Here is a 23,684-nt window from a genome sequence, read left to right as displayed (position 1 = left end):
CGACCTCGTCCGAGACCTCGCGCCCGGTGCGGAGCGTGTGGCGGCATAAGCGCGGCTGCCAGCCTCACGGGTCAGGTGCCGCTTTCTATCCGGCGCCGGCCGGGGCGAAAGCCGGTGGTGACGCCGGTGCCGTAGGGTGTCTTGAGTATCGCCATGCGCGCTGATCCGGTGCCGAGGAAAGCGCCAGCTCGTGCATTTCGATAGCAGCGGCTGCTAAACGAGGGGCGGTATGCCTTCATTAGTGAGATGGCGGCGGCGAAGCAGATCGAGCGGGGGTACCTCGGCTCGCTCCTGCGGCTGACGCTGCTGGCGCCGGATCTAGTCGAGGCGATCCTGGATGGAAGGCTGCCCGAGCAGATGACGTTGCTGAGGCTGATGGAGCCCTTATCAGTGGCATGGGATAAGCAGCATACGGCTCTGGTTCGGCAGTAGAGCTCGGAGCGCCTGCTTGACCCTATGCAGCCCAACCCGCACCCTCAGGGGCAAAACTGGGAGGAAAGAACCGCTATGATATCCCGCCGCATGCTCGGCGCGACTGGCGCCCTTCTCGCTACCTCGACACACCTTCGGGCCCAAGGCAGCTGGCCAGGAGAGCGTCCTATTGAGGTCATCGTGCCCTATCCGCCAGGAGGCGGGGTAGACATCATGGCGCGTGTCACCCTGCCCTTCGTGGCGCAGCACTTGCCGGGGGCGCGTTTCGTTGTCGCCAACCGTGCCGGCGCCGGCGGACAGGTGGGCTTTGAAGCTTTGTTTAACGCGGCGCCAGACGGCTACGTCCTGGGCGCGCTGACGGTACCAGCCATCAGCACCTTCCCGCTCGAACGCCAAGTTCGCTATCGCCCGCTTGACTTCAGCTTTCTTGCGAATGTCGTCGACGATCCGGGCACCATCTACGTCGCCACCAACTCGCCGATCCAAACGCTTCAGGACTTGGTGCAGGCAGCCAAGGTCAGGCCGGGGCAGATCAACTACGGCACCACGGGCGTCGGCTCCGATGATCACCTGCTCATGCTCACCTTGGAAGGGCTGGCGGGGCTACAGCCCATGAACCACGCACCCTTTGCCGGCTCGGCGCCACTCCTGGCACAGGTGCTTGGTAACCATATTGAGCTTGGCGTCGGCAATATGGCAGAGATCCTGTCGGCCATGCGTGAGGGCCGAGTGCGGGCGCTCGGCCAAGCCGCAGAGCGCCGTTGGGAAGCCGCCCCGGACGTTCCAACTTTCCGCGAGCGCGGCTACGACATCGTTGCCGGGTCTGCCCGAGGCATCGCCGGACCGCCGGGCCTGCCGCCTGACATCCGCGCGAGCCTGGAGCGGGCCTTCACGGCAGCCTTCGCCGATCAAGCTTTCACTCGGGAGGCCGAGCGAGCCTCTCTGCCTCTGCGACCACTGGTTGGCACCGCTTATCGCGATATGGCGGCGCAGGTCGAAACCTCAGTCCGTGCAATCTGGAAAGTTCGGCCCTGGAGCGGTTGAGGCGGCAGCCTACTGATGGCTCAGGTCAGAAAAGCTCCGCCATTGACATGAATGGTTTGGCCGGTGACGTAGCCGGCCTCGGTACCCACCAGCATCCGGACGATGGCAGCTACTTCCTCTACTGATCCCTTGCCGATATCGTTTCATTCATCTGGAGAGGCCGCACCGACCATTTGGACGCGGTGGCAGGTTCGTTCCTTATGGCGTGCCGGAGCGAGCAAGCGTTGCCGCTTGTTGAAGCGAGATGCCGTTCACCAGGGGGTCGGCATGACGATGGGCCAGCCGCCATTCCAACCCCTCACGGCGATAGACGAGGGTGACGCGCAGCGGCCAGTCCTGAGCCGGCAGGCCGCCGACTTCTCCATGGCCATGCTCGATGAGCGCGAGCACCACCACGTCCGCGCTGCCATAGGCCTGCACGAGCTCCTGCCGCAGCGTGCCGTTTCGGAAGAACCGGCCGATCTCCTCCCAGCGTTCCGAGGTGTATGGGCCGCGCGACGGTGTACCGCCAAACGGTGACATCAGCGTGAAATCGTTGGAGAGCGTGATCCGGCTCAGATAGGTTTCGACGTCGCCACGGAGCAGTGCGCCGTTCGCCTCCTCGGATCGTCGGAGGAGTTCGGCCACTGATTGGCTGGTGGTGCTCGAAGCATCGAGTGCAACGTGAGCGCCCGCCGCGGGCGTCGCAAAGCCGGCTGCGCCCGCGACCGCGAGCATCGAACGTCGGCGGTGTAGCATCGGGGTACTCTCCTCTTCCATCCTGCGGGCGGCTCTTCCCGGCCCCGGTCTGAGATTGAATGGTCGTTCCAGCATGCTGAAGCCAATGATATGTATTCAGACATATGCTGAATGAAATCGACCTCTCCCGGGCGGACCTCAACCTCCTCGTCCTGTTCGAGGCCGTGCTGGAGGAGCGACATGTCGGCCGGGCTGCGGACCGGCTAAGCCTCTCACCGTCGGCGGTCAGCCATGGTCTCAGCCGGCTGCGCCGTCTCCTGAACGACCCACTCTTCGTGCGGACACCCAAGGGCGTCGTTCCCACCGGACGCGCAACCGAGTTGTCCGGGCCAATCGCCGAGGTCCTGACACGGGTCAGGAGCGTACTTGCGACCGCCGAGCCGTTCGACCCCGCCACGTCCAGGCGCCGCTTCACGATTGGGGCGCCCGATGGCGTTTTGGCGGTGTTACTACCCACCCTGCTTGCGGAACTGGCCGATTGCGCGCCTGGCATCGATATCAGCCTCCGTCAGCTGCTGCCCATGCCGGGAGAGACGTCACCCGAGCGGGCCTGGCGAGGGGCCTTCTCCGATCTGGAGGCTCGCGCGATGGATATCGCCATCATCCCCTCCAGCGAGATCCCGGCACGCTTCCATCGAACGACACTGTACGAAGAGAACTTCGTTGTGGCCGCGCGAGCCGGACACCCCTTCCTTGAAGCTCCGAGTCTCGACCGTTATTGCGCGATGCGGCATCTGGTGGTCTCGCTCTCTGGCGACCCTTACGGCTTCGTCGACGAGGCTCTGGCGCAGCAAGGCCGTACAAGGCACCTTGCGCTGACCGTCCCCAATTTCATGTTCGCGCTTGCCGTACTGGCCGAGACGAACCTGATCTCTGCGCTGCCTCGGCGGTTCGCGGAGAGGCATGCCGCGCGTTTCGGAGTTGTCATCGTGGACGCTCCCCTGCCGCTAGGCAGCTTTCAGCTCCAAGCAATCTCGCCTAGCGCTGCAATGGCTGATGCAGGCCTGACTTGGGTCTTCGACGTACTCACGAGGACGAAGTAGACCGACCTTGGCGAGGAATGCCTACTGAGTTGGCCGTCGACGAACTCTCACCGACACGACGTCCGCTTACAGGAAGCTGGGCGGGCTCATCCGATGACCACCTTGGGCACGGATCGGACCGGCAAGAGCTGGCCGAAGGCGGAATGTCCGCATTCGGGGAAGAGAGCACGAACAGCCGACATAGGTTCTGCAGAGAGCAGTGTCCGTCGCGGCTTGGTCGATTGTCCCCACGATACTGCTTGACCGGCATGTTGCCCGTATTGCGTCAGCAAAAGCCGAGCGCGTCACCGCACCGGACGGCAGTTTTACCGGGAGTCGTAAGGGCTGGTTGCCCCGTTACACGTTTCGATGGGCATCGATCATTACCGCGCGCCAGATCTGCGCCGGCAAGCCACCTCCTGACACGCCGAGCATCGGCCTGCTGTCACTGTTCCCGAGCCAGACACCGGCGACATACCGCTCGGTAAAGCCGATAAACCAAGCATCCCGGCTCTCGGTGGTCGTGCCCGTCTTGCCGGCCGCCCAGAAGCCTGGGTCAGCAGCCCTTCCCGTACCCCGTTGCACAACGCCAGCGAGCATCTGACGCATCATGTCGGCCTGTTGAGGCTGTAAGACTTGGCGAATCTCCGATCTTGCCGGGAGCACGCGTCTCAGCAACTCGACACCGGCCGGGTCTTGAACCCGCTGCACCGAATAGGGAACGACCATCCTGCCGCGATTGGCGACGCTGGCGAAGGCGCTCGTAAGATCGACGAGCCTCGCCTGGTAAGTTCCGAGCGCTAAGTCGCCCGCTTCGCCCTCAACTTCTTCCGCCACGCGTAGCGCCTTGATCACATCCCTTGTCTCACGCGCATTCTGCATTGCCAGACGAACAGCGGCCGTATTGGACGACCGCTCCAGCGCCGCGGCAAATGTGATATCGCCAAGGTATCGGTCGTCGAAGTTTCTCACGCTGCGCCCTCCTAGCGTTAGGGCCGCATCGCTGACGTTCGTGTCAGGCGTATATCCTGCCCCGAGCGCCGCCAAGTAGACGCAGAGCTTGGCCACGGATCCTGGCTGGCGCCTGGCTTGGGTAACGTGATCCCATTCCTTCCGCCGATAGTCGCGTCCACCGACGAGCGCTAGGACAGCGCCGTCGTATCGCATGACGACGACCGCGCCCTCCTCGATCTGCCTTGTCTGGGCGTGCTGCCGTAGGGCCGCCTCCAGCTGTCTTTCGGCGGCGGCCTGGATCCGCAGGTCCAAGGTGGTTGCGATGGTTCGCGTGCCGCTTCGCTGCGACGGTACGGAGTTGGCGTTGGCCTCGTTCTCCGCCCAACGCGCGAACCAGCCGATACCAGTGCTGCGGGGGTAGAAGCCGCCCCAGGCTGATCGGGACGGTGTCACTATGACGTTCTGCGCCTTGGCGCGGTCTGCTGCGCTCCGACTGAGGGAGCCCGCTTCGGCCATCTGTTCAATGACCCGGATGCCTCGGTCACGCGAAAGCTCGAAATTCCGGTGGGGGTTGAACCGGTTGGGCGCTGGAAGCAGCCCAACCATCATGGCGGATTCGAGGATGCTGAGGTTGCGTGCGTACTTATTAAAGTAGACCCGGGCAGCGGCCTCAATGCCATAGGCGCTGCCCCCGAAAAACACCCTGTTCAGGTAGACATACAGGATGTCCTCCTTGGTCAGGTTGAGCTCCAGGATGGGCGCCAGGACCGGCTCCTCGAGCAGCTTCCGGACGATCGGGCTGTGTTCCCGGAGGTAGACCTCCTTGATGGTCTGCTGGGTCAGCGTGCTGCCACCCTGGGTCCGCCCGGTGAGCGTCGACCAGACCGCGCGTGCCATCGCCCTCGGGTCCAGCCCCCAATGCTCGTAGAACCGCCGGTCCTCGCTTGCCACGAGGGCGTTGATCAGATGACGGGGGAGCTGGGCGAAAGGCACTGGCGGCCCATAGTATGCTCCGCGCGCACCAACGAACTCGCCTCCCGCGCTGAGGATGCGTACGCCGTCATGGCGGTTCTCAGTGATGAGTCCAGTGGCGTCGGGGAGTTCGAATGCCTCAGCGGGCTGAGGAACCGCGGCTGCCAGCCCCAGCAGCGTAAGGAGCTGCCTTCGGTCTACGCTACCCTTGGCTGGCACGGCTGGTCTGGACCTTTTGGCAAAGCGAGTTCCGGGAAACGTGGCCCTGCGGCGATCATGTCCGCCCCACAACGATGGTCAACTTGCCCGGAGCGGCATAGGGCACCGACGGAACAACTGGCGCCGCGTACCCCAGCGGATAGGCCGGCCTCTAACCGGGCGGGGTGTAGGCGCTATAAACCGTCGCATCGCAGGCCCCGAGTGTAGCGGCACAGAGAGCAAGCACGACGGAACTCCTAGGACTGCACGTCATCCGGTTCTCGCTGCCAACACACGTCATATGCTGGCGCTTGTGAAGCCGGAAGGAGGCCCCATCGTGGCACCTCTCAGGCAAGATGTTGGCGAGATTGGCATCAGTCTATCACTTCCGGGTGCCCCCAGGTCCTCGTCCAGTGACCACAGTGTAGGTGCCCTCAACTTGGAACTGCCGACGGCCGGGGTGCGAGCGAGCCCAGAGTTCAAGCCAGGCTTCATTGTCCGGTGGTGGACACCCCAGCGGAGAGCCGTTCGGCCGGCCGCACGCCTCATGCAGAGTGCCTCTGGTCCAGTTGCCTCGGTCAGGTCGCCACGCGGGCGCCTTACGTCTCCAGCGGCGCAGATCCGGCTCGTTGGCCCCTATGTCGGCTGGAGCGGTTGGTTCGCTCTCCTCCCTAAGCGCCATTTCTTAATCAGCAGGCCAGGTCCGCATTCGGGCGATCCACCCCGCAACGCAGATGACTGAGATGGGCGCATAGCCGTCGCTCATGTCCTCCATTTCAATACCCGCAGCAGCGCAAGCCTAGGCGCTATGATGGTCGAGCAACCCGGCCAGGGCGCCGCGCCACTCCTCGCGGTTACCTCAGGGGATCAGTCCGGCGATATCGTGCGCCATGGCAGGACGATGCCTCCGATCAGAGTGGACGCGGATGGTCTATCGGGGCTCCGCAAGGGACAAGGGCTTGGGGGCGTAGAGAAGGACGTAGCCCACAGCTTCGACCGGCAGGCGGTCGCCACGCTGAATATAGTGCCAGCATCCCGCCCGAAAATCGTGCGATCTCAATGTGATAAAGCTTGAGGGTTAAATCGTCCTACCCTCAAGCCCCGGAGAGTCTCAGGCACTTCGGAGAGAAAACCCGCCCCCGTTCCGCCGCCGCATCATCAAGGTTGCCGCGAAAACCCAGGCCAAACCTGCGCCTCAGCGCGGTGGTCTAGTTGGGAGAGACAGGTTGTGTGGAGGCCGACTGGAGCAGCGGTGGGAACCGGAATACAAATTTCTCTGGGACGATGCCACCAGTACTCCGAGGTCAGCAAACCAAGTGCGCACAACCTTGCACTACTCCGTTGCGTTCTGCGGACGCGAGACTGCATCGCTCAAGGCCAACGGCGGCGAGCAAGCGGATTGGGGGTAGCTGCGGAGCTTGACAAAAGGGGGGGGAGGTCCCCATTCCTCGCCCTCGTAACGAGGCGGCTGGCGCGACGCGCATTACGGGGCTTAGCAAGCTGGCGGCGATGGGCGTGCAGTGCCTCTGCACAGCACTGTTTGCGGCACCAGGCCTACTTTTGACTTCCAAGTCGTCCGAAATAACATCCGGGAGGATCCAATCATGAAAGTCTCACGTCGCCGCACTCTCGGTGCCGCAAGCCTCGCCCTCGTCACGCCGAGCCTGCTGGTTGGCCGCGAGAGCCTCGCCCAGGGCGCCACGCCGGCGCCGGAGGGCTCGCTCTTCCACAAGTTTCGAGTCGGCAGCCTCAACGTGACCATCGTGAACGACGGCAGCGTGAATCGCCCAATCCAGGGCCTCGTCGCAAACGCCTCACCCGAGCAAGCGATCGCCGCGGCCCGCGCGGCCGGATTGCAAGGTGAAACACTGACCAACCCCTACAACGTCACCATCCTGGAGACGCCGCAGGGACTTGTCGCATTCGATGTGGGTAATGGCAGCGGGCCAAACCCCGAGCTCGGCACCCTGCACGCCAACATGCGGACGGCGGGCCTCGACCCGGATCGCATCACTCTGATCGTGCACACGCATTTCCATGGCGACCACATCAACGGTCTGCTCAAAGCCGACGGCACCGCGCTTTACCCTCAGGTGCAGCGCGTGATGGTGCCCGAGCGCGAATGGACCTATTGGACCGACGCAGCCGAGGAGAGCCGCGCGCCGGAAGGGCGGCGGCCGGGCTTTGCGAATGCGCGGCGCCGCTTCGCGCCCTATGCCGACAAAGTCACCCGCTTCGCGCCGAATGCCGATATCACGGCGAATATCCGCTCGGTGCCATCCAACGGGCACAGCCCGGGCCACACCTCTTTTATCATTCATAATGGGTCTGACCAGGCACTCGTGATCGGCGACGCGATCACAACGCCGGCGTTCTTCATGTCAAATCCGGAGTGGTACCCGGGCTTCGACCAGGATCCGCCCATGGCGATCGACTCACGTAAGCGCCTGCTCGACCGAGCGGCAACCGAACGGATGCCCGTGGTCGGCTACCACTTTCCCATGCCGGCGACTGGGCGGGTAGAGCGGATTGGGACCGGCTACCGGCTCGTGCCTGCGACCGCGTAACGCGGCGCGCGGCCCCTGGGCGGGATCAACCTCTCGCCTAAGTCCGCTTGTCCAGATGCCACCGCTTCATCACGGCGGAAAACCCGCGGCGACCACGTGCTCACCATACCGTATTCGAGTTGAGTCGTCCTTGTAAGTCCAGCGTGGTCTCGCGGTGCTAGCACGAAATTCAGGGCGAAGTGGTAAGAGACGAGTAGCAGCGGGACGCGCCTCTTCCAAACGACGGCCTACTGTGCCCGGCCGGTGAAGGCTAAGGTTGATAGCGACACGCGATCAGGACATTGATCAATCAGGCGGAGAGCACGGCTCGCATGTGAACTGGCGAAGCGGTGAGAACTGGAACCTAGTTTTCTTTGGGTCGCAGCGTGCCTGGCGTAGAGTGCACCGGAACTTGAACCATCGTCCCTCTCAGACAGAAGTGGAGCGTCTGGAACAGCATCAAGAACGGAACCGCAAGCGAGCCGTCGCTGGTGACGGCCGCTCCAGCACATTGCAAACCACTAAAGCAGGGCTGATCAGCCGCGGTGCGGTCGGCGGCATCGACGGCTTCGTGCAGATCCTTGCCGACGCCAGCGCGCGACAGCCGAGCGCGGATCGCCGATGCCTACTGGTGGGACAGGATCCACCTGACCAGCGCTTCGACCTCTTCCCGCGCAAGACTCGATTGTGGGGGCATCGGCATCTGACCCCAGTTTCCGCTAGTGCCCGCCAGAATCTTGTCGGTCAAGGTTGTGACGGCGGAGCCGTCGTTGGCATACTGATCGCATTGGAATGCCTAGAACAGGGCAGTCCTCCGGGCTTCAGTGTGCTTATCTGCCTGGAACCGATCGATTGGGTCCAAGATTTCCCTTACTGGTTAAAGACTCGGCTATCCGGTGACTGTCAAAACGGGCTGTGAGACACGAACCACCGGCGCCCGGGCTCACTACATAGGGTCAGGCACTCTTTCGAAAACCGAGGCGCTTTGGCGCACCGAGTTAGAACGGCCACCGCACCCAGCTGTGTTGGGCAGCCAAGCGATGTGCTGTGAGATACTCGGCTAAGGTAAAAACGGTGCGGAGCGGACCAGCACCGCCGCTTCCGTTTCGGCCGCAACCAAACACGGCGGGTTTGAAGAAGCTGCGCTGCCGCCGATTCTGTCGCTTTCCAACCGTTCACATGGGCGTCCGCACCCTTCAGCACGAGCGCCGGCAGGTTGCGGATATGCGTGAACTGACGAGAGAAGCACTCAGCCCGGCCTGCGCGACCAGTTCCCCTCTCACTCGCCTGAGGCTACTTGGTTCCTGCGGCGAATCGCCGCACCAAGGATGTCGCCGAGGGACGCGCCGCTGTCCGAGCTGCCGTACTCGGCGACCGCCTGACGGTCCTCCTCAACCTCCTTGCCCTTGATGGTCAGAGCCAGGCGACGGGCGGCACGGTCCACCATTGTGATCCGAGCGTCCACCTTTTGCCCTACCGAGAATCGATCCGCTCGCTGCTCCTCCCGGTCACGCGCCAGCTCGGCGCGGCGGATGAAGCCGGTGAGGACATCCTCGACCCGGACCTCGATGCCGTTGGCCTGCACCTGCGTGACGATGCAGGTGACGACATCGCCCTTGCGGACCTTGTCGAGCACTTCGGCGGCCGGGTCGGCCTCGAGCTGCTTCACGCCGAGCGAGATACGCTCCTTCTCGACATCCACATCGAGCACCTTGGCCTTGATGACCGTGCCCTTCTCGAACTTGGCCATCGCCGCCTCGCCGGCCTCTTCCCAGGAGAGGTCGGACATGTGGACCATGCCGTCGATCTCCGGACCGATGCCGATGAACAGGCCGAACTCGGTGATGTTGCGGATCTCGCCCTCGACCATGGAGCCCGGCGGATGGGCCTCGAGGAACAGCTCCCACGGGTTGCCCTGGGCCTGCTTCAGGCCGAGCGAGATACGACGCTTCGGCTCGTCCGCGTCGAGGATCATCACGTCCACTTCCTGCGAAGTGGCGACGATCTTGCCCGGATGGACATTCTTCTTCGTCCAGGACATCTCGCTGACGTGCACGAGGCCCTCGACGCCCGGCTCCAGCTCCACGAAGGCGCCGTAGTCGGTGATGTTGGTCACGCGGCCGCTGAACTTGGCGTTCACCGGGTACTTGATGGCGACGCCATCCCACGGATCGGCCATCAGCTGCTTCATGCCGAGGCTGATGCGCTGGGTCTCGCTGTTGAAGCGGATGACCTGCACCTTCACCGGCTGGCCGATGGTCAGCGCCTCGGACGGATGGTTGATCCGGCGCCAGGCGATGTCGGTGACGTGCAGCAGGCCGTCCACGCCGCCGAGGTCGACGAACGCACCGTAGTCGGTGATGTTCTTGACCACGCCGTCGAGGACCATTCCTTCGCTTAGCGACTTAACGAGCTCGCCGCGCTGCTCGGCGCGTGACTCCTCGAGGACGGCGCGGCGGCTGACCACGATGTTGCCGCGGGCGCGGTCCATCTTGAGGATCTGGAAGGGCTGCGGGCTGCCCATCAGCGGCCCGACATCGCGCACCGGGCGGATATCGACCTGCGAGCCGGGGAGGAAGGCCACGGCGCCGCCGAGATCGACGGTGAAGCCACCCTTGACGCGCCCGAAGATCACGCCGTCGACGCGTTGGTTGGCTTCGTAAGCCCTCTCCAGAACCACCCACGCCTCTTCGCGCCGCGCCTTCTCACGGCTCAGCATGATCGAGCCGTCCCGATCCTCATAGCGCTCGACGAAAATGTCGATCCGATCGCCTGCATGGATTTCGGCCGTGCCACCCGCCGGTGCGAATTCCTTGAGAGGAATGCGGCCCTCACTCTTCAGCCCGACATCAACAACAGCAACATCCCCCTCAATACGGAGAACGAGCCCGCTGATGACCGACCCTGCGAAGGAGGTGTCCGCCCCCAGGTAGACATCGAGTAAGGTTGCGAAGTCGTCATTCCCGGTTTGGGCCGCGGTGGCAGTGCGGGAGGCAGTCATTGGGTGAGACTTCCGAAGGTCTCGGCGAGAAGCCCGCCGGCCATGAAATGCGCATCGCGGGTGGGTCCCGCAGTACGACTCGGATGCTGTGCAGCTGGGTCAGCCGCCACATCCTGTTACAATGTGAGGTGGGGTTTCGATCTGCTTTAGATGAGTCTGGCTCCGGGCTTGGCCCACTAGCATTGAGGCCAGCATCGATCCGGGCACTTGAACAGAAGAAGGTCCTACGCACATAGCGTTTCCGGGTCAAACAGAAAGCGCGCGAAAGCAGGATCTATCAATGAGTTTTAGGCCGGTACAGATGCTAGATGGTCATTGATCCTACCGACGGCTGCCGCCTTCTCCGTTCCCTCCGCCGCCGCAATCTCGCAAGCCAGCCGGTCGAGTGCTGCCTCATAGATCGCGCGTTCGGAGAAGCTTTGCTGGCCTGTGATTGCATTACGTCGAAGATCTCGGATGACCTCAGCGACCACGCGTGGGTCGCCGCTGTTGATCTTTGCCTGATACTCTTGTGCCCGCCGCGTCCAAATCAGCTTGGTGGACCGCGCACGCCCGCGCAGCGTAGCCATTGCCTCATCTATGAGCGCTTGGGAGGCAATACGACGAAGGCCGATGCTGCGGACCTTGTTCGACGGCACGCGGAGTGTTAGCCGTGCCTCATCAAAAACGACGTGGACGAATTCCAGGCTGAACCCAGAGACCTCCTCGACCGCGATGCAGGTGACGCACCCGACACCATGCGCCGGATGCATGACCTGGTCACCAGCGCACAACACCTCGCCAGCGATCTCCGCCGTCCACTCGCGGGGCAGACCTCCCTGGAAACGCTCGTTAACCATTGCTGCCGTCCTCATCTAAAGCAGTCCCCATTGCCTGGCCCAAACAGCAACAAATATGCTGTACGAGGACCCCCGCCCGGTGCAGCGCAATCAGAGCACTGCCGCAATCAGCAGCAACTGGAGGGTGACACAGGAACGTATTGCACGTTGCTGGCGGCCCGTCACGGAATCCTGCCCCTGCGTGAAACACGGCCCCAACTGTTTCCAATCCGATACCAGCAGGCGGCCCGCCGTGCTGGTGTCTGGCGATCAGGTCCTCCGCGCCGCAGCCGCAATTTTGGTGAGGTGGGCGGCTTCCTTAATCGGGTGCTGCACCAGGAGCCCATCATGACGCCTACCCCGACGCAGGCCGCGATCCTCGCCGCCGCACTGCAGCACCCGCAGCACCTCGTCGCCCCGCCGGCCCGGCTTGCCCCGGCGCCGCGCGACGCCATCCGCAACAGCCTCCTCGCCAAGGGCCTAATCGAGCCGGCAGCGCTCGAGCTATCGGACGAGACCACGGCCTGGATGGTAAACGGCGTCCCCGTGCACTACCGCCTGGCCGAGACGGGCTTGCGCGCTGCCGGCGAGACCGCCGACGCAGGCGCTTCGGCAGAAGCCCCTACGACAGCCCCACGCGCGCTTGAGGCTCACCAGACCGCCCCGCTGGCCCAGGAGCCGCCCACGGTCGCCGCTGAGGCCCTCCCCGGCGCTACCGCGCCCCGGCATGGACTGCGCGCCGCGGCGGAAGCTGTGCTGGCCGTCTAGGACGACGAGGCTGGCGAGCGCGCTGGCATAGCCGACGCCATGGCCGCCCTCCGCGCCATCCTGGTCAAGCAGGTGCCTGCACCCCGCCCCCCCCCGGTCCCCGCAAGCCGCGCGAGGGCACCAAGCAGCAACAGGTGCTCGCCATGCTGCGGCGGATGGAAGGTGCCACCGTCGCGCAAATCGCCGAGGTCACCGGCTGGCAGGCCCACACGGTCCGCGGCTTCTTTGCTGGCCTGAAGAGACGCCAGGGCATAGCGGTGGAGGCTGCCGAGCGCGTTCGGCAGGTTGGCCAGGGCAAAGAGGGCGCCAAGGGCAGCTACGTCGTCTACCACATCGCCGAAGATTGCTCAGGTTGTTGTGCAACAAGCCCGGGCTGTTAGCGGCATAGTGTCCATCTCTGTTTAGCCAAGCTAGATACTCAGCCCATTCTTAAGACTGAGTGCCTACTTCACAGTTTTCCGTCGGACAGGAGCTGTGTTTTTGTGCGACGTCTGCGAGCGAGGGCGCCGCACTCGTTTCTGCGGAGCCGGCTCGGACCTCTCGGTGGGTGCTGCCGGGGCACCCCCTTCGCGGTGGCCGCTTTCCTGCGCCTCCCGCTTCGAGGACTGGGCCGCTTCCCCCGCCGCACGCATCACCAGAGTTCCACCCCGCGCCAAAGCGTCAAAGTAGTCGCCCACGAAGCGCTTCTGCAGCTCCACCGCCGGGCTCGGCTCGGCACGGTTCAATAGCGCTTCGGCAAAGCGCTTGTTAGTCGCCATCATGCCCTCGACCAGGAGTGACGCGGCCCGCTGCGCCTCCTGCGCTTGTTCCCCAACGGTGCCGGGACCCGGCGCGGCGGTCATCAGCCGGCGCATATTGGCAGCGGCTTCCTCAATCATGCCGACGAGGTCGTGCTTGGTCTTCTCCATGGTCCGCTCCGTGTTTACCGTGGCGCCAGACGCTGTCGTCACAACAGGAGAACTGGCTGGGCTCTCGGACTGGGCGGGCGATGCCGGCGCACCAGGAGGTCGAGGGCAACATGAAAACGGCCGGGGCACCCATGGCGCCCCAGCCGCTCCCTTTTACGCTCCGGACCCTTGCAGGTTCCGCGCCGGTGTCACTCCGCCGCGGCCTGAGAGCGCTGCTGGCCCTGGTCGGCCTGACGGATCTTCTCCTCGAGCGGACGCAGCGTCTCGTCAGCGGTGCGACGCGTTGCACGAACCAGCGTGGCGCTGTTGCGCAGCAGGGTGTCAGTGTACTCGCGCATGAAGCGCTGCTGCAGCTCCATGATCGGCGCCGGGTTGGCGAGGCGGAACAGCTCCTGGGCCGCGCGCAGGTTGGTCTGCACGACGCCCTCGACCAGACCTGCCATTCCCTGCTGCAGGTCGCGCAGCCCGCCTTCGGCGGCGTTGGGCAGCGCCATCAACTGGCGCACGTTCTCAGTCGTACCCCGGGCCGCCTCAGCCACCTTGCGGCTGACCTCCTCAAAACGCTGTGCCGCGTCCTGGGCGATCTGGCGCTGGGCGTCGGCCATCGCCTGCGTGCTCCGGCGCGCTGTGTCGTTGGCAAGTTCGGCACCGCGACGGGCGGACTCAGCTCCAGCGTCGGTGCCGCGGCGCGCCACATCAGCGCCGACCTCAGCATTTTGACGCAGCGCCTCACCCGTGGCGTGGCCGCTTTGCTGGACGGCGTCGGCGGCGCGGCGGATCGCCGCATCAGTGACGGCGGCTGCGCGTGCGTCCTGGGGCTTGTTGATGTCGACCATGTGAATTCTCCACCCAATATACTTGCGGAACGTCAAAGAATGTTGCACCGCACAATCGCGTTGTGAGCCAGTATACGCCTTGGCGCAAGAGACAATTTGCGGTCGAGGACATAGGAACTATTTCAGAGCGCGACGTCTTATTGCGCTGAACGCGCGAGATGCCTCTCGCATCTCTCCTCGATGCAGATTTCGGGATGATCACACAAATTATCTAGTCCATAATGGAAACGGTACTTTTTTCACCTGTTTGACTGCCATGCTGGTCGTCAGTGCGCAGCCAGCATTGCCATCGATGCCAGTGATTTCGATGGCTTATCCCAGCCGCCCCGAATGGACTGGCCCTGACGGGCTCGGCGCGACCAAACATCATAGGAACACCGCATTGAAGCTTGTAGCAGCCACCAAGATCCCTCTTGGAAGCCGGACGGTGCTGGCCTGCGGAGCGGCCGTCACCATCCTCGGCGCACTTGCCCTGGTGAACCGCACCGTCGCGCGCCGGGCGGAGCGCCAACATCCACCCCGTGGTAGGTTTCTCGATGTGGACGGCGTCCGGTTGCACTATACCGACCGGGGTGCCGGGCAACCGATCGTCCTTATCCACGGCAACGTGGTGTCTGGCGACGACTACGATACCAGCGGCGTTGCCGAGCGCCTGTTGGAAACTCACCGGGTCATCATTTTCGACCGCCCCGGCTTTGGTCACAGCGAGCGCCCACGCGGCCGCAGCTGGACGGCAACGCAGCAGGCCGAACTGCTTCACAAGGCGCTCAAGCAGCTGAGTATCGAGCGCCCGGTTGTGGTGGGCCACTCCTGGGGTGCCATTGTGGCGCTTTCGCTGGCGGTGCGGCATCAAGCTGACACGGCGGGTCTTGTGCTGCTCTCCGGCTACTATTTCTGGACCCTGCGGCCGGACGTGCTGCTGGTCACTGCGGGTGCGATCCCGGTGGTTGGGGATATCCTACGGTACACGGTCTCACCATGGCTGGGGCGACTCCTCATGCCCTTGCAGAAGCGCGCCATGTTCTCGCCGGCTCCCGTCACTAGGCGGTTCCGGCGCGAATACTCGGACGCGATGGCGCTGCGCCCGTCCCAGATCCGCGCTACCTCGGTCGATGGCGCGCTGATGATCCCAGGTGCGCTGGGCTTGCGCCGGCGCTACGCCGACCTCCGGATGCCTGTACTCATCCTTGCAGGAGACGGCGACAAGGTCGTCTGGAAGCGCAATGCTGAGCGCCTGCACGCCACCATCCCGGGCAGCGCGCTGCGGATCGTCCAGGGAGCAGGGCACATGGTCCACCACTCCGAGCCAGAGCACGTTGTCGAGGCTATTGGATTGATAGCCATGGCATCCGCCAGGCTGCCCGTACGAATGCTCGGCGAATCAGCCGTGTCGCTCCGAATGGTCTCTGAAGCTTCAGCCCGGGCAGCGTAACGACGCCGCCCTCCGGGGTGCAGGGCGGACAGCCCCCCGGAGCAGCTGGTGCTGGAGAACGCGCCCGCGCCTTCTTACTTCTCGAGCACGTAGGTGCCCGGCGCGTCCGCAATCGGCGGATGCGCGGTGCTGCCCGTCGCTGGTGGCCTTTGTCTTTCGCCCGACCGCGCCGCGAGCCAAGCCGACCAATCCGTCCACCAGCTGCCGTCGTGCTTCGTGGCCGCCTTACGCCACTCCTCAGGCGTTGCCGCTTGCGCCTCGTTGGTCCAGTAGGCGCCCTTGCCACCCGGTGGGTTGATGATGCCAGCGATGTGGCCAGAGGAGGCAAGCACGTAGCGCACCTTGCCGCCGAAAAGCCGTGTGATGTGCCAGGCAGCGTCCCAAGGAACGATGTGGTCCTTCTCGGCACCGACCGCATAAGCATCCAGCTCGATGCGCCCCAGGTCGATGGGTTCGCCCTTGAGTTCGATCTTACCTGGTACGACTAGGTTGTTCTCTTTGTAGGTGTTCCGCAGGTACCAGGCGTGTGCGGCGCGGCACATGCGGGTTCCGTCACTGTTCCAATAGAGCAAGTCGAAGGCGGGAGGTTTCTCACCCATGAGGTAGTTGTTCACCACGTTCGCCCAGATCAGGTCGTTTGAGCGCAGCAGGTTAAACATGTTGGACATCTCTCGGCTGTCGAGGTAGCCGCGCTCCATCATCTGCTGTTCGACCAGATCCATGGCCGGCTCGTCCATGAAGACGGCGGTGTCGCCAACACGCGAGAAGTCCTGCAGCGAGACCATGAAGGTCGCTGCATTGAAGCGGTTGTCTTTCTTCCGAGCCAGCCACGCAAGAGTTAGGGCGAGCAGCGTGCCACCAATGCAGTAGCCCATCACGTTGATGGACTTGGCGCCGGTGATCTCGCGCACGACATCGCTCGCCTCCAGCGGGCCAAGGTCCATGTAGTCCTCGAAGCTTATATCCTCCATGGAGGCGTCGGGGTTCTTCCATGACACCATGAACACGGTGAAGCCCTGGGAGACGAGGTGCCGCACCATGCTGTTCTTTGGCTGCATGTCCAAGATGTAGAACTTGTTGATCCATGGCGGCATGATCAGCAGGGGCGTCCGGTGCGCCGTCTCGGTTGTCGGCTCGTACTGGATCAACTCGAGCAGGCGGTTGCGGTGGACCACCTTGCCCGGTGACAGGGCAAGGTTGCGCCCAGGCGCAAAGGCGGTGGCGTCTACCATGCTGAGCCGCCCATTTTGCAGGTCGGCCGCCAGGTTGCGGGCGCCGTTGGCGAGGCTGGCGCCGCCGGTCTCCATCGCACGGCGCAGTGCCGCTGGGTTCGAGGCAAGCAGCAGCGCCGGGCTCATGGCGTCCACGAACTGCCGGAGATGGAAGTCGAGCCGCCGGCGCTCTGCCTCGTCCACACCCTCCGCCAACTCTGCACCTTGCTTCAGCAGCCAATCGGAGGCGAGCAAATAAGCCTCCTTGAGCGTACGATACGCGGGGTTGGCGTGCCACTCCGGGGCGGCGAACCGCTTGTCACCGCCGACGGCAGGAGCACTGCTTCCCGCCGGCTCCATACCCCACCATCGCAGGCCGGCCTCGTTCCAAGCTTCCACGGCCGAGCGCAGCAGGTTTGCGTTCAGCTCTACTGTTGCCATGGCCGCGTCGGGCCGGTTTAGGGAGCGCAGCCACACCGTGCGGAGTGCTCTGACGACCTCCGCCCAGTCCACGGGCACGACGTCGCGGAGCGGATTGGCGTTCCACATCTGATCCACGGATCGAAGGAACGGGTCCTTGGCCAACATGTCGCCAAGCTGCGCCACCCCGCCGCCAGGCGCGCTGCCGCTGAGCTGATCGGTCGTCATCTGCCACCAGGGTTTGGCGAGGCTGGCCCAGTCGCGGCCTGCCGGTCCCGACATCGCCTCCATCCACAAGGCCCAGACCCCAAGCATGGCGTCGGGTCCCGGCGAAGAGCTCCCGCCCCCTTCGCCCGGATGCTCGTGTCCGCCATTCTCGCTGCTATCTTGGCCCACCATGACGCTTTCCTCCTAAGGCGCTCCCGTTCGCGCCACTATCGCCTTCGGCTCAATTCTGTAGGCCCACTCCGCCGCAGTGTTTCTATTTCATCCGACGGCTCAACCGCGATGTCATAAGCTACTCTTCAACGCCTCTGGGCTGGCCGAGTTGGAGACCGTGCACAAGCGCACTATAATCGTCATTCAGGCACGCAACGGGCCGCTTTAGCGCCGCCGGCGGCGCCCAGCTTTCGCCTTAGAGTTGCTCGCGGTCAGGCACTTGGTCACAGTGCGATCAATGCCAATGCTAATACCGGCAGCGCCAATGGGCGCTAAGGTTGAGCGCATTGCACTGCCTCACGCCATCCACAACTCCGCCCGCTCAAAGATGCTGGTGAACTGCTCCGGCTCAATCATCGACCGCCAACCGCCATGATGAGCGCAACGGCCGCGTCGATCTTCTGCTCCGGCCGGGCTTTGGTCGGGTACAGGTTGCCCCGGCGATCCGGCTTGCTGACGACACTGCTGATGCACAATTCCAGCATCGGTTTGCCGTCATGCTGGAGGCGGGATCGCCGGCGAAAAGTTCGCCGTGGTCGAACGGAACTCGACCATCTCGACGTCCTGCGCCCGGAGCCGCTGCGCCAACTGTGTCGTGCCAGGGGTCGTAGCCGACGCTGATGATACGAAAGCGCCGGCTACGCTCCAGAATGTCGTCCTCTATGGCTCGCAAGTCGGTTTCGTTGCCCGGTGTCAGCACGAGGTGCTCCGCGGCCGCCCAGCCGGGATAGGAAGCGTTCCGCGCCTCCAGCACCGCCCCCTCATTTAAGTGGCAGCGGGCGAAGGCGGCATAGGTCGTCTTGCCCGTCCCGCGGCAGGTCTTCGGAAAGACATTCGGCGGCTTAGGTGTCGCCGCTGCCCCCGGATTCTAGCGCGTCATCCTCCCACATCGCCGCCAGCTCAGTTTTGCTGAGCAGAAGAATACGGCGGGCATCCAGGATCTGCGGCGCTTGGTGCTGTAGGGCCTCCCAGCGAGCCTCCACCGCCTCCAATGCCGTGTCCAGGTTATCGAAGCATTCCTCCACCGGTGCGGGACGGCCATCACGCCAGCGCAGGTAAACCGGGGCATTGCCGGTCATTGGGTCCTCCTTCTAACTGGGCAGCGGGCCACATGGCAATTGCAGGCCGTAACGGAACATCCGGTTCAATAACCTGCAACAAAGCGAGAGCCAAGCGCCTGCTTCAGTCCGTCCGGGTGGCCTTACCAGCGCGGCTGGCGCTAATCGGCGTCGCCGGAACTGCCGCTCTGCGCCTGGGAGGGGCCGGCAGTCATCCAGCTGGTGTTCGCCTCCTGTGGCCGCGGCGATGCCCGGCTCCGTCAGCCTCAGCCCTCCTGCCGCAGCAATCGCCCGGCGGCGACGCAATGGCGACGGAGCTCGGCAGGGCCGAGGGGGCGGAAACGCCAGGTCCTGGCCGCGGCGGTCATGTCGAGGCAAAAACCGTCGTAGTCGCGGCAGTTGGACACCAGCAGCGTGCCACCGCCATACCCCTCGATGAGCCACTCCGCAATGCGGCCGCAGGGTAGGGCAACTCCGCTGCCCATGTTGAACTGGCCAGGCCGTGGGTCCGCTGCCACCATGACGAGGCGTTCCGCCAGGATCTCGGCCGGCAGGAAATCGCGCTCGACGAAGGGGCTCATGTCGAAGGTGATGCGTCCTTCGCACCGCAGCCCGCGCAACGCGAGTCCGAAAAAACTGACGCGTTCGCCCTCAGCATCGAGCGGGTCGATGATATTGGCCAAGCGCAGTATGGTCAGCGCGAGCCCGGGGATCGCGCGAAGCCGTGCCTCAGTCTCGCGCTTGGCGCGGCCATAATGGCTAGTTGGCGCGAGCGGCATGTCCTCAGCCAGGCGCCCGTCCCGGCCGGTCATGCCATACACCACACGCGAGCTGAGCATTACATAGGGCGCGGCGGCCGCCGCGGCTGATGCGGCCAGCGGCAGGTCAACATCATAAGCCGCATCGTAGGGCTGGGACTTCAGCCGTGGATCATAAGCGCAGTTGACCACGCATGACGCACCCTGTGCCCAGGAAGGGTCCGCCAGGGCTTCGCAATGGGCAAGAAAAAGCCAGTCCGCCGTCTCGGAGCGGCGGCGCAGGACTCGAGCGATGAGGCTGTTTCGGCCGATTACAACGGTGCGCATATTCAGGCCCGACACCAGGGATGCATGGAGAACCTCCAGCGAAGTTCGCGCGGCAGTCGTCGAGCATAGCATGCCCAAAGGCCCGAACTGCTGATAACAAATGACGACGGCTGCGGCTTGGCGGAGCTACGCCGGCCACAACTCCGCCCGCTCAAAGATGCTGGTGAACTGCTCCGGCTCGGTCATCGATCGGCCGATCGCCATGATGAGCGCGACAGCCGCGTCGATCTTCTGCTCCGGCCGCGCCTTGGTCGGGTAGACGTTGCCCCGGCGATCCGGCTTGCCGACGACGTTGCCGATGCACCACTCCAGCACAGGATTGCCGTCGTGCTGGACGCGGCCGGAGCGGGTGGCGGCGTCAAGTTCGATGATCGCTGGCGAGAAGTTCGCCGTGGTCGAGCGGAACTCGACCATCTCGATGTCTTGCGCTCGGAGCCGCTGCGCCAGCTGCGTCGACTGCCAGGGGTCGTAGCCGACGCTCACGATGCGAAAGCGCCGGCTCAGCTCCAGGATGTCGTCCTCGATGGCCTGGAAGTCAGCATCACTGTAAGGCGTCGTCAGGACAAGGTGCTTGGCTGCCCAAGCTTTCGGCTCAGACGAAGATGAAGTCACCCGGGCCTAGTTCGTCGGGACGGATCCCCGAAAGCTCTATGCGGTAGTACCCAAGCCGCAGCACGGTGCCGTCCGCGTCGCCACGGATATCCAGATCTGCGAAGCTTTTACCCTTACTTACGTTGAGTTGCAGGTGATCGTGACCCGGCTGGAAGTCAGCAACCGTCGCCTTGGTAGGTCCATCCAGTACGAAGCGGTCGTTACCCTCCCCACCTCTCAATGTTTGACGTCCTCGCCCCGCAACCAGAATGTCATCCTGCATGCCACCAATAAGTTCGTCACGCCCGTTGCTGCCGACCACCAGCTGCGGCAGATCCGAATGCTCAGATGCTACGTCGCTGCCACGGCGTTCAACAAAGGTGAAGATGTCATCCTGGATGTTCTTCGTATCCGTGTTGCGCAGAATGATGTCGGAAAGAGTTGTACGCTCGATCTCAGATAGAGTCCTGGCGTCAAACCCTTGAGCCTGAAACCAGAGACGATCACCATCCCTCAGTGCCTCAAACTGATCCGCAACAATGGCCCGAAACGTCTCGCCAAGGAACGCTCCTGGGGCAAGAGACTCAGACAGTCCTCCGGTCCAAAGGTCAATTTTATCCACCGTTACAAAGGCCTTCCGCAACGCGTCAACGGTGGCTGAATCTTGAGTAATGTCCTCAAACTCATCATATGGGGTAAGACCGAGGGCTGTTCGGGTTTGGTTAAGCGTTCCGATGCCTACATCGCGTCCCCGCTGTATATTGATAGCGGCGAGATCCTGCCCGACGTCAGCGTCCACCAAGAAATTTCGTAAATCGTCGACAATCCGTGCGTCCATGGCCTGAGCCAAGTCCGCACCTAAGTGGCGAAGAAACCCGTCGGCGCCACTGTCTGTGATGAAGGCCGCAGGTGGCATAAAGAAGACGTCGCGCAGTTCCAGATCGGCGCCTGCTACCTCACCTCGTTCATCTTTGCGTTCGGTTTCGGCCGAGACGGTCGAGTGGCCCCAACGGTAGGCAGCGCCAGCGAACTCTACGCTAAGCCGCGGATCCACGGCTGGATTGTAGCCGGCGTAGTCAGCGATGGCGTCCGGCCCGACGAGATGTGGCAGAAACTCCTCGTAGGTGATATGCGCAATCTCCGCTGCAACGATCGCTCGCGCCTGCTCGTATAGCTCGTCCCCGGTCAAGCAGGGTTTGGCTGCGTGTAGCCGTTCAACCTGCCAGTTGTGCTCACGCACAAACAACGTATGTAGCGCTGTCAATGCGGGATTTTCTGCGGCGCGTACGTCACCAGCCAGAAACTGGCCACCGACAATGGGGAGGTTATCGCCATCTGATGTTTTCATGCGCCCGTTAGCCAGGCGCAGGCTTGCCGCGGTCGCTGTATCGGAGCCGTAAACCATAGAGGCGTCGAGCCATCCGGTGACGGCATTGAGTGGCGTTGCAGGGTTCTCCGGACCGGTTCCGCTTGTGGGATGCGTGACCGCACGGCTCAACAGAATCTTAGTGCCATCTGGGAAGTCGGCATCGCCCTGTGGCACCGCGATATCGATGCGGGTTACACGATCAGAGGGCGTGCGGGTGATGTCATGGTCGATAAATTGGCCCCAGGCATACATCATACCCGAGAGGCCCTGACCATTCGGTGTCGCCGCCTCTCCCTCACCGACGACGACATTGCTAATCATGCGTGGATTCGGCCCGTCCACCATCTCATGGACACCGTCCGTATAGCGCGCCGGCCCAATGCGGACGAACGCGGAGCCAGAGGCGTTCAGGTCACTTTGAGTGAGGCTGTTGTTTGAGCCATCTGCCGTCCGGAACTCCATCACACGGCCTCCTTTGGCCATAGGCAAGAGTCAGCGATCGGCCCCAACCGATAGTCGGCGGCCATTGCTTTTTAACCTGATGAAGGTTTCGCCGCGCACCTTGCGCGCAGCCTGCGCTAAGCGTTCAGCAGCGCGGATGCCACAACGGAGATCTGTAGAGTGGTTGCCCCAGCTGGATATAAGCCATTGCACCGCGAGGCGGCTGGGATGTCATTAACCTCGCTGACAGCGTCCTTAAATTCCGCCGTAGTTTATTCCTCGACAACGATGTCTCGCTTGGCGGCCTGCACCTTGCGTATACAAGCACACGAAGCATTGCCGACGAGGAAGTAGTGATAATCCGCCTTACGTTACTGCGCCAACGCACCGTGGAAACGTCCAACCTCAAATCATACCTGACCTTCTGTGACTGCGAGTTCTCTGCTTGCGCTGCCAACTTCCACGAGGACCGTGTCACGCTTTCGCCCAAATGCGGCGCGCTCATACTGGAGGTACAGAACGGACCCGTCACTATCGCACAAGTGTCGGCCGCCACCATTCTTGGTTCTGCTAGCGCGTGAGGCGAATTCATGTTCAGCCCCTCCTCGACCGTAAGCCGATGCGCGAAGGCGTACAAACGTTCCAGCGAACAATCTCGCCGACTCTTATTCTTAATTATCAACGTTTTACCTACCAAGAAGATGGCGCAACATTTTCTCACGCGCAAGGGGAATCTAAGAGGAAGTAACGAGCGTTTTATACAGCCTCTTTGTCTCGCGACTTCGACATGCGTGGCGGGTTCCAGATAACAGCAATACTTAGATCAATAAACCTGTGCGCGGATGCAATTCGGGATTTGCGCTCCGCTGGCATAGATTCGCGCACGACCTCCCAGCGATGTCTAACAAGGACCAGTGTAGCGGTATTCAGTTAATCCCATGTGCTCTGACGTAGTGCGTTACGCCTGCCACAGCTCCGCCCGCTCAAAGATGCTGGTGAACTGCTCCGGCTCGGTCATCGAGCGTCCAACCGCCATGATGAGCGCCACGGTCGCGTCGATCTTCTGCTCCGGCCGCGCCTTGGTCGGGTAGAGGTTGCCCCGACGGTCCGGCTTGCCGACCACGTTGCCCATGCACCACTCCAGCACCGGGTTGCCGTCATGCTGTAGGCGACCCGAGCGCATGGCAGCATCGAGCTCGATGATCGCCGGCGAGAAGTTCGCCGTGGTCGAGCGGAACTCCACCATCTCGATCTCCTGCGCCCGTAGCCGCTGCCCTAGTCCCAACGGTCGTAACCGATAATCAAATTCGAACGCGCGGGCTGAGCTCTAGCAGGCTGCTGAAATTCCCTCTCGCGATTGGCGCTGGATCGTGATTCGCTTGCCCCCGGTGGGGGAGGCTGA

21 protein-coding genes and 1 pseudogene are annotated in these 23,684 nt (G+C 63.3%); 8 read left to right on the top strand and 14 right to left on the bottom strand.

What is annotated here, in order from left to right:
• Window positions 1–246 precede the first annotated feature (246 nt).
• Window positions 247–432 carry a hypothetical protein gene (locus JMJ56_RS34335; RefSeq protein WP_236038741.1) on the top strand — a complete coding sequence of 62 codons (186 nt, stop codon included), beginning with the start codon at window positions 247–249 and terminating at the stop codon, window positions 430–432.
• Between the two features lie 213 nt (window positions 433–645).
• Window positions 646–1,476 carry a tripartite tricarboxylate transporter substrate binding protein gene (locus JMJ56_RS28435; protein WP_236038739.1) on the top strand — a complete coding sequence of 277 codons (831 nt, stop codon included), beginning with the start codon at window positions 646–648 and terminating at the stop codon, window positions 1,474–1,476.
• 20 nt (window positions 1,477–1,496) lie between these two features.
• Here JMJ56_RS28435 and JMJ56_RS28430 read toward each other — a convergent pair whose 3' ends face one another.
• Window positions 1,497–1,613, bottom strand: coding sequence for an SDR family oxidoreductase (locus JMJ56_RS28430; RefSeq protein WP_202835137.1), 117 nt, complete (start codon window positions 1,611–1,613; stop codon window positions 1,497–1,499).
• A 61-nt stretch (window positions 1,614–1,674) separates the two neighbouring features.
• Window positions 1,675–2,214, bottom strand: a complete 540-nt coding sequence (locus JMJ56_RS28425) for a YybH family protein (RefSeq protein WP_202835128.1) — start codon at window positions 2,212–2,214, stop codon at window positions 1,675–1,677.
• Window positions 2,215–2,318: 104 nt separating this feature from the next.
• Here JMJ56_RS28425 and JMJ56_RS28420 point away from each other — a divergent pair, with 104 nt between their 5' ends.
• Window positions 2,319–3,257: a LysR family transcriptional regulator gene (locus tag JMJ56_RS28420; RefSeq protein ID WP_202835127.1), complete on the top strand. Its 939-nt coding sequence runs from the start codon at window positions 2,319–2,321 to the stop codon at window positions 3,255–3,257.
• 336 nt (window positions 3,258–3,593) lie between these two features.
• On the opposite strand, the gene JMJ56_RS28415 is transcribed toward JMJ56_RS28420, so the two are convergent.
• The gene (locus tag JMJ56_RS28415) at window positions 3,594–5,183 is read right to left on the bottom strand and encodes a transglycosylase domain-containing protein (RefSeq protein WP_202835126.1); all 1,590 of its coding nucleotides are present in this window, start codon (window positions 5,181–5,183) and stop codon (window positions 3,594–3,596) included.
• A gap of 1,781 nt (window positions 5,184–6,964) precedes the next feature.
• Here JMJ56_RS28415 and JMJ56_RS28410 point away from each other — a divergent pair.
• Both JMJ56_RS28410 and JMJ56_RS28405 read left to right on the top strand, forming a co-directional pair.
• On the top strand, window positions 6,965–7,927 hold the full coding sequence (locus JMJ56_RS28410) for an MBL fold metallo-hydrolase (protein WP_202835125.1): 963 nt from the start codon (window positions 6,965–6,967) through the stop codon (window positions 7,925–7,927).
• A gap of 418 nt (window positions 7,928–8,345) precedes the next feature.
• Window positions 8,346–8,825: a hypothetical protein gene (locus JMJ56_RS28405; RefSeq protein ID WP_202835124.1), complete on the top strand. Its 480-nt coding sequence runs from the start codon at window positions 8,346–8,348 to the stop codon at window positions 8,823–8,825.
• A 360-nt stretch (window positions 8,826–9,185) separates the two neighbouring features.
• Here JMJ56_RS28405 and rpsA read toward each other — a convergent pair whose 3' ends face one another.
• Complete coding sequence (rpsA, locus tag JMJ56_RS28400; RefSeq protein WP_202835123.1) at window positions 9,186–10,907, bottom strand: 30S ribosomal protein S1; 1,722 nt, start codon at window positions 10,905–10,907, stop codon at window positions 9,186–9,188.
• A gap of 287 nt (window positions 10,908–11,194) precedes the next feature.
• Window positions 11,195–11,746 carry a CarD family transcriptional regulator gene (locus JMJ56_RS28395; RefSeq protein WP_202835122.1) on the bottom strand — a complete coding sequence of 184 codons (552 nt, stop codon included), beginning with the start codon at window positions 11,744–11,746 and terminating at the stop codon, window positions 11,195–11,197.
• Window positions 11,747–12,073: 327 nt separating this feature from the next.
• On the opposite strand from JMJ56_RS28395, the gene JMJ56_RS28390 reads away from it, so the two are divergent.
• A complete protein-coding gene (locus JMJ56_RS28390; RefSeq protein ID WP_202835121.1) occupies window positions 12,074–12,493 on the top strand; it encodes a hypothetical protein in 420 nt (139 codons plus the stop codon).
• Between the two features lie 113 nt (window positions 12,494–12,606).
• A pseudogene (locus JMJ56_RS28385) lies at window positions 12,607–12,873 on the top strand (DUF3489 domain-containing protein); the annotation flags it as partial.
• Window positions 12,874–12,936: 63 nt separating this feature from the next.
• Here the strand turns inward: JMJ56_RS28385 and JMJ56_RS28380 are convergent.
• Both JMJ56_RS28380 and JMJ56_RS28375 read right to left on the bottom strand, forming a co-directional pair.
• Window positions 12,937–13,401: a hypothetical protein gene (locus JMJ56_RS28380; RefSeq protein WP_202835119.1), complete on the bottom strand. Its 465-nt coding sequence runs from the start codon at window positions 13,399–13,401 to the stop codon at window positions 12,937–12,939.
• Window positions 13,402–13,589: 188 nt separating this feature from the next.
• On the bottom strand, window positions 13,590–14,237 hold the full coding sequence (locus JMJ56_RS28375) for a phasin family protein (protein WP_202835118.1): 648 nt from the start codon (window positions 14,235–14,237) through the stop codon (window positions 13,590–13,592).
• 382 nt (window positions 14,238–14,619) lie between these two features.
• Between JMJ56_RS28375 and JMJ56_RS28370 the strand changes: the two genes are divergently transcribed.
• Entirely contained in the window at window positions 14,620–15,669 is a 1,050-nt protein-coding gene (locus tag JMJ56_RS28370) for an alpha/beta fold hydrolase (RefSeq protein WP_202835117.1), read from the top strand.
• Between the two features lie 74 nt (window positions 15,670–15,743).
• Here JMJ56_RS28370 and JMJ56_RS28365 read toward each other — a convergent pair whose 3' ends face one another.
• The 7 genes from JMJ56_RS28365 to JMJ56_RS28335 form a co-directional block, all read right to left on the bottom strand.
• A complete protein-coding gene (locus JMJ56_RS28365; protein WP_202835116.1) occupies window positions 15,744–17,699 on the bottom strand; it encodes a PHA/PHB synthase family protein in 1,956 nt (651 codons plus the stop codon).
• A 392-nt stretch (window positions 17,700–18,091) separates the two neighbouring features.
• A complete protein-coding gene (locus JMJ56_RS28360; protein WP_202835136.1) occupies window positions 18,092–18,340 on the bottom strand; it encodes a terminase TerL endonuclease subunit in 249 nt (82 codons plus the stop codon).
• 240 nt (window positions 18,341–18,580) lie between these two features.
• The gene (locus tag JMJ56_RS28355; RefSeq protein ID WP_202835115.1) at window positions 18,581–18,817 is read right to left on the bottom strand and encodes a hypothetical protein; all 237 of its coding nucleotides are present in this window, start codon (window positions 18,815–18,817) and stop codon (window positions 18,581–18,583) included.
• A gap of 245 nt (window positions 18,818–19,062) precedes the next feature.
• The gene (locus JMJ56_RS28350) at window positions 19,063–19,881 is read right to left on the bottom strand and encodes an NAD-dependent epimerase/dehydratase family protein (protein WP_268885141.1); all 819 of its coding nucleotides are present in this window, start codon (window positions 19,879–19,881) and stop codon (window positions 19,063–19,065) included.
• 126 nt (window positions 19,882–20,007) lie between these two features.
• Window positions 20,008–20,493, bottom strand: a complete 486-nt coding sequence (locus JMJ56_RS28345) for a terminase TerL endonuclease subunit (protein WP_202835113.1) — start codon at window positions 20,491–20,493, stop codon at window positions 20,008–20,010.
• Window positions 20,474–22,303, bottom strand: a complete 1,830-nt coding sequence (locus JMJ56_RS28340; RefSeq protein ID WP_202835112.1) for a peroxidase family protein — start codon at window positions 22,301–22,303, stop codon at window positions 20,474–20,476. Before JMJ56_RS28340 ends, JMJ56_RS28345 begins: the two co-directional genes overlap by 20 nt.
• Window positions 22,304–23,240: 937 nt before the next feature.
• On the bottom strand, window positions 23,241–23,528 hold the full coding sequence (locus tag JMJ56_RS28335; protein ID WP_202835111.1) for a terminase TerL endonuclease subunit: 288 nt from the start codon (window positions 23,526–23,528) through the stop codon (window positions 23,241–23,243).
• Window positions 23,529–23,684 lie beyond the last annotated feature (156 nt).

This window comes from Belnapia arida (assembly GCF_016773205.1).
In the GTDB taxonomy this organism is placed as follows: domain Bacteria; phylum Pseudomonadota; class Alphaproteobacteria; order Acetobacterales; family Acetobacteraceae; genus Belnapia; species Belnapia arida.
This window is presented reverse-complemented; position numbering and strand designations above follow the sequence as displayed.

Bases quoted from the DNA above. Each gene is read 5' to 3' on its own strand.
- JMJ56_RS28350 (WP_268885141.1), bottom strand. From the start codon at position 19,881: ATGCGCACCGTTGTAATCGGCCGAAACAGCCTCATCGCTCGAGTCCTG.
- JMJ56_RS28425 (WP_202835128.1), bottom strand. From the start codon at position 2,214: ATGCTACACCGCCGACGTTCGATGCTCGCGGTCGCGGGCGCAGCCGGC.
- JMJ56_RS28355 (WP_202835115.1), bottom strand. From the start codon at position 18,817: ATGACCGGCAATGCCCCGGTTTACCTGCGCTGGCGTGATGGCCGTCCC.
- JMJ56_RS28420 (WP_202835127.1), top strand. From the start codon at position 2,319: ATGCTGAATGAAATCGACCTCTCCCGGGCGGACCTCAACCTCCTCGTC.
- JMJ56_RS28335 (WP_202835111.1), bottom strand. From the start codon at position 23,528: ATGGTGGAGTTCCGCTCGACCACGGCGAACTTCTCGCCGGCGATCATC.
- JMJ56_RS28390 (WP_202835121.1), top strand. From the start codon at position 12,074: ATGACGCCTACCCCGACGCAGGCCGCGATCCTCGCCGCCGCACTGCAG.
- JMJ56_RS28375 (WP_202835118.1), bottom strand. From the start codon at position 14,237: ATGGTCGACATCAACAAGCCCCAGGACGCACGCGCAGCCGCCGTCACT.
- JMJ56_RS28395 (WP_202835122.1), bottom strand. From the start codon at position 11,746: ATGGTTAACGAGCGTTTCCAGGGAGGTCTGCCCCGCGAGTGGACGGCG.
- rpsA (WP_202835123.1), bottom strand. From the start codon at position 10,907: ATGACTGCCTCCCGCACTGCCACCGCGGCCCAAACCGGGAATGACGAC.
- JMJ56_RS28435 (WP_236038739.1), top strand. From the start codon at position 646: ATGGCGCGTGTCACCCTGCCCTTCGTGGCGCAGCACTTGCCGGGGGCG.
- JMJ56_RS28365 (WP_202835116.1), bottom strand. From the start codon at position 17,699: ATGGTGGGCCAAGATAGCAGCGAGAATGGCGGACACGAGCATCCGGGC.
- JMJ56_RS34335 (WP_236038741.1), top strand. From the start codon at position 247: ATGGCGGCGGCGAAGCAGATCGAGCGGGGGTACCTCGGCTCGCTCCTG.
- JMJ56_RS28380 (WP_202835119.1), bottom strand. From the start codon at position 13,401: ATGGAGAAGACCAAGCACGACCTCGTCGGCATGATTGAGGAAGCCGCT.
- JMJ56_RS28410 (WP_202835125.1), top strand. From the start codon at position 6,965: ATGAAAGTCTCACGTCGCCGCACTCTCGGTGCCGCAAGCCTCGCCCTC.
- JMJ56_RS28340 (WP_202835112.1), bottom strand. From the start codon at position 22,303: ATGGAGTTCCGGACGGCAGATGGCTCAAACAACAGCCTCACTCAAAGT.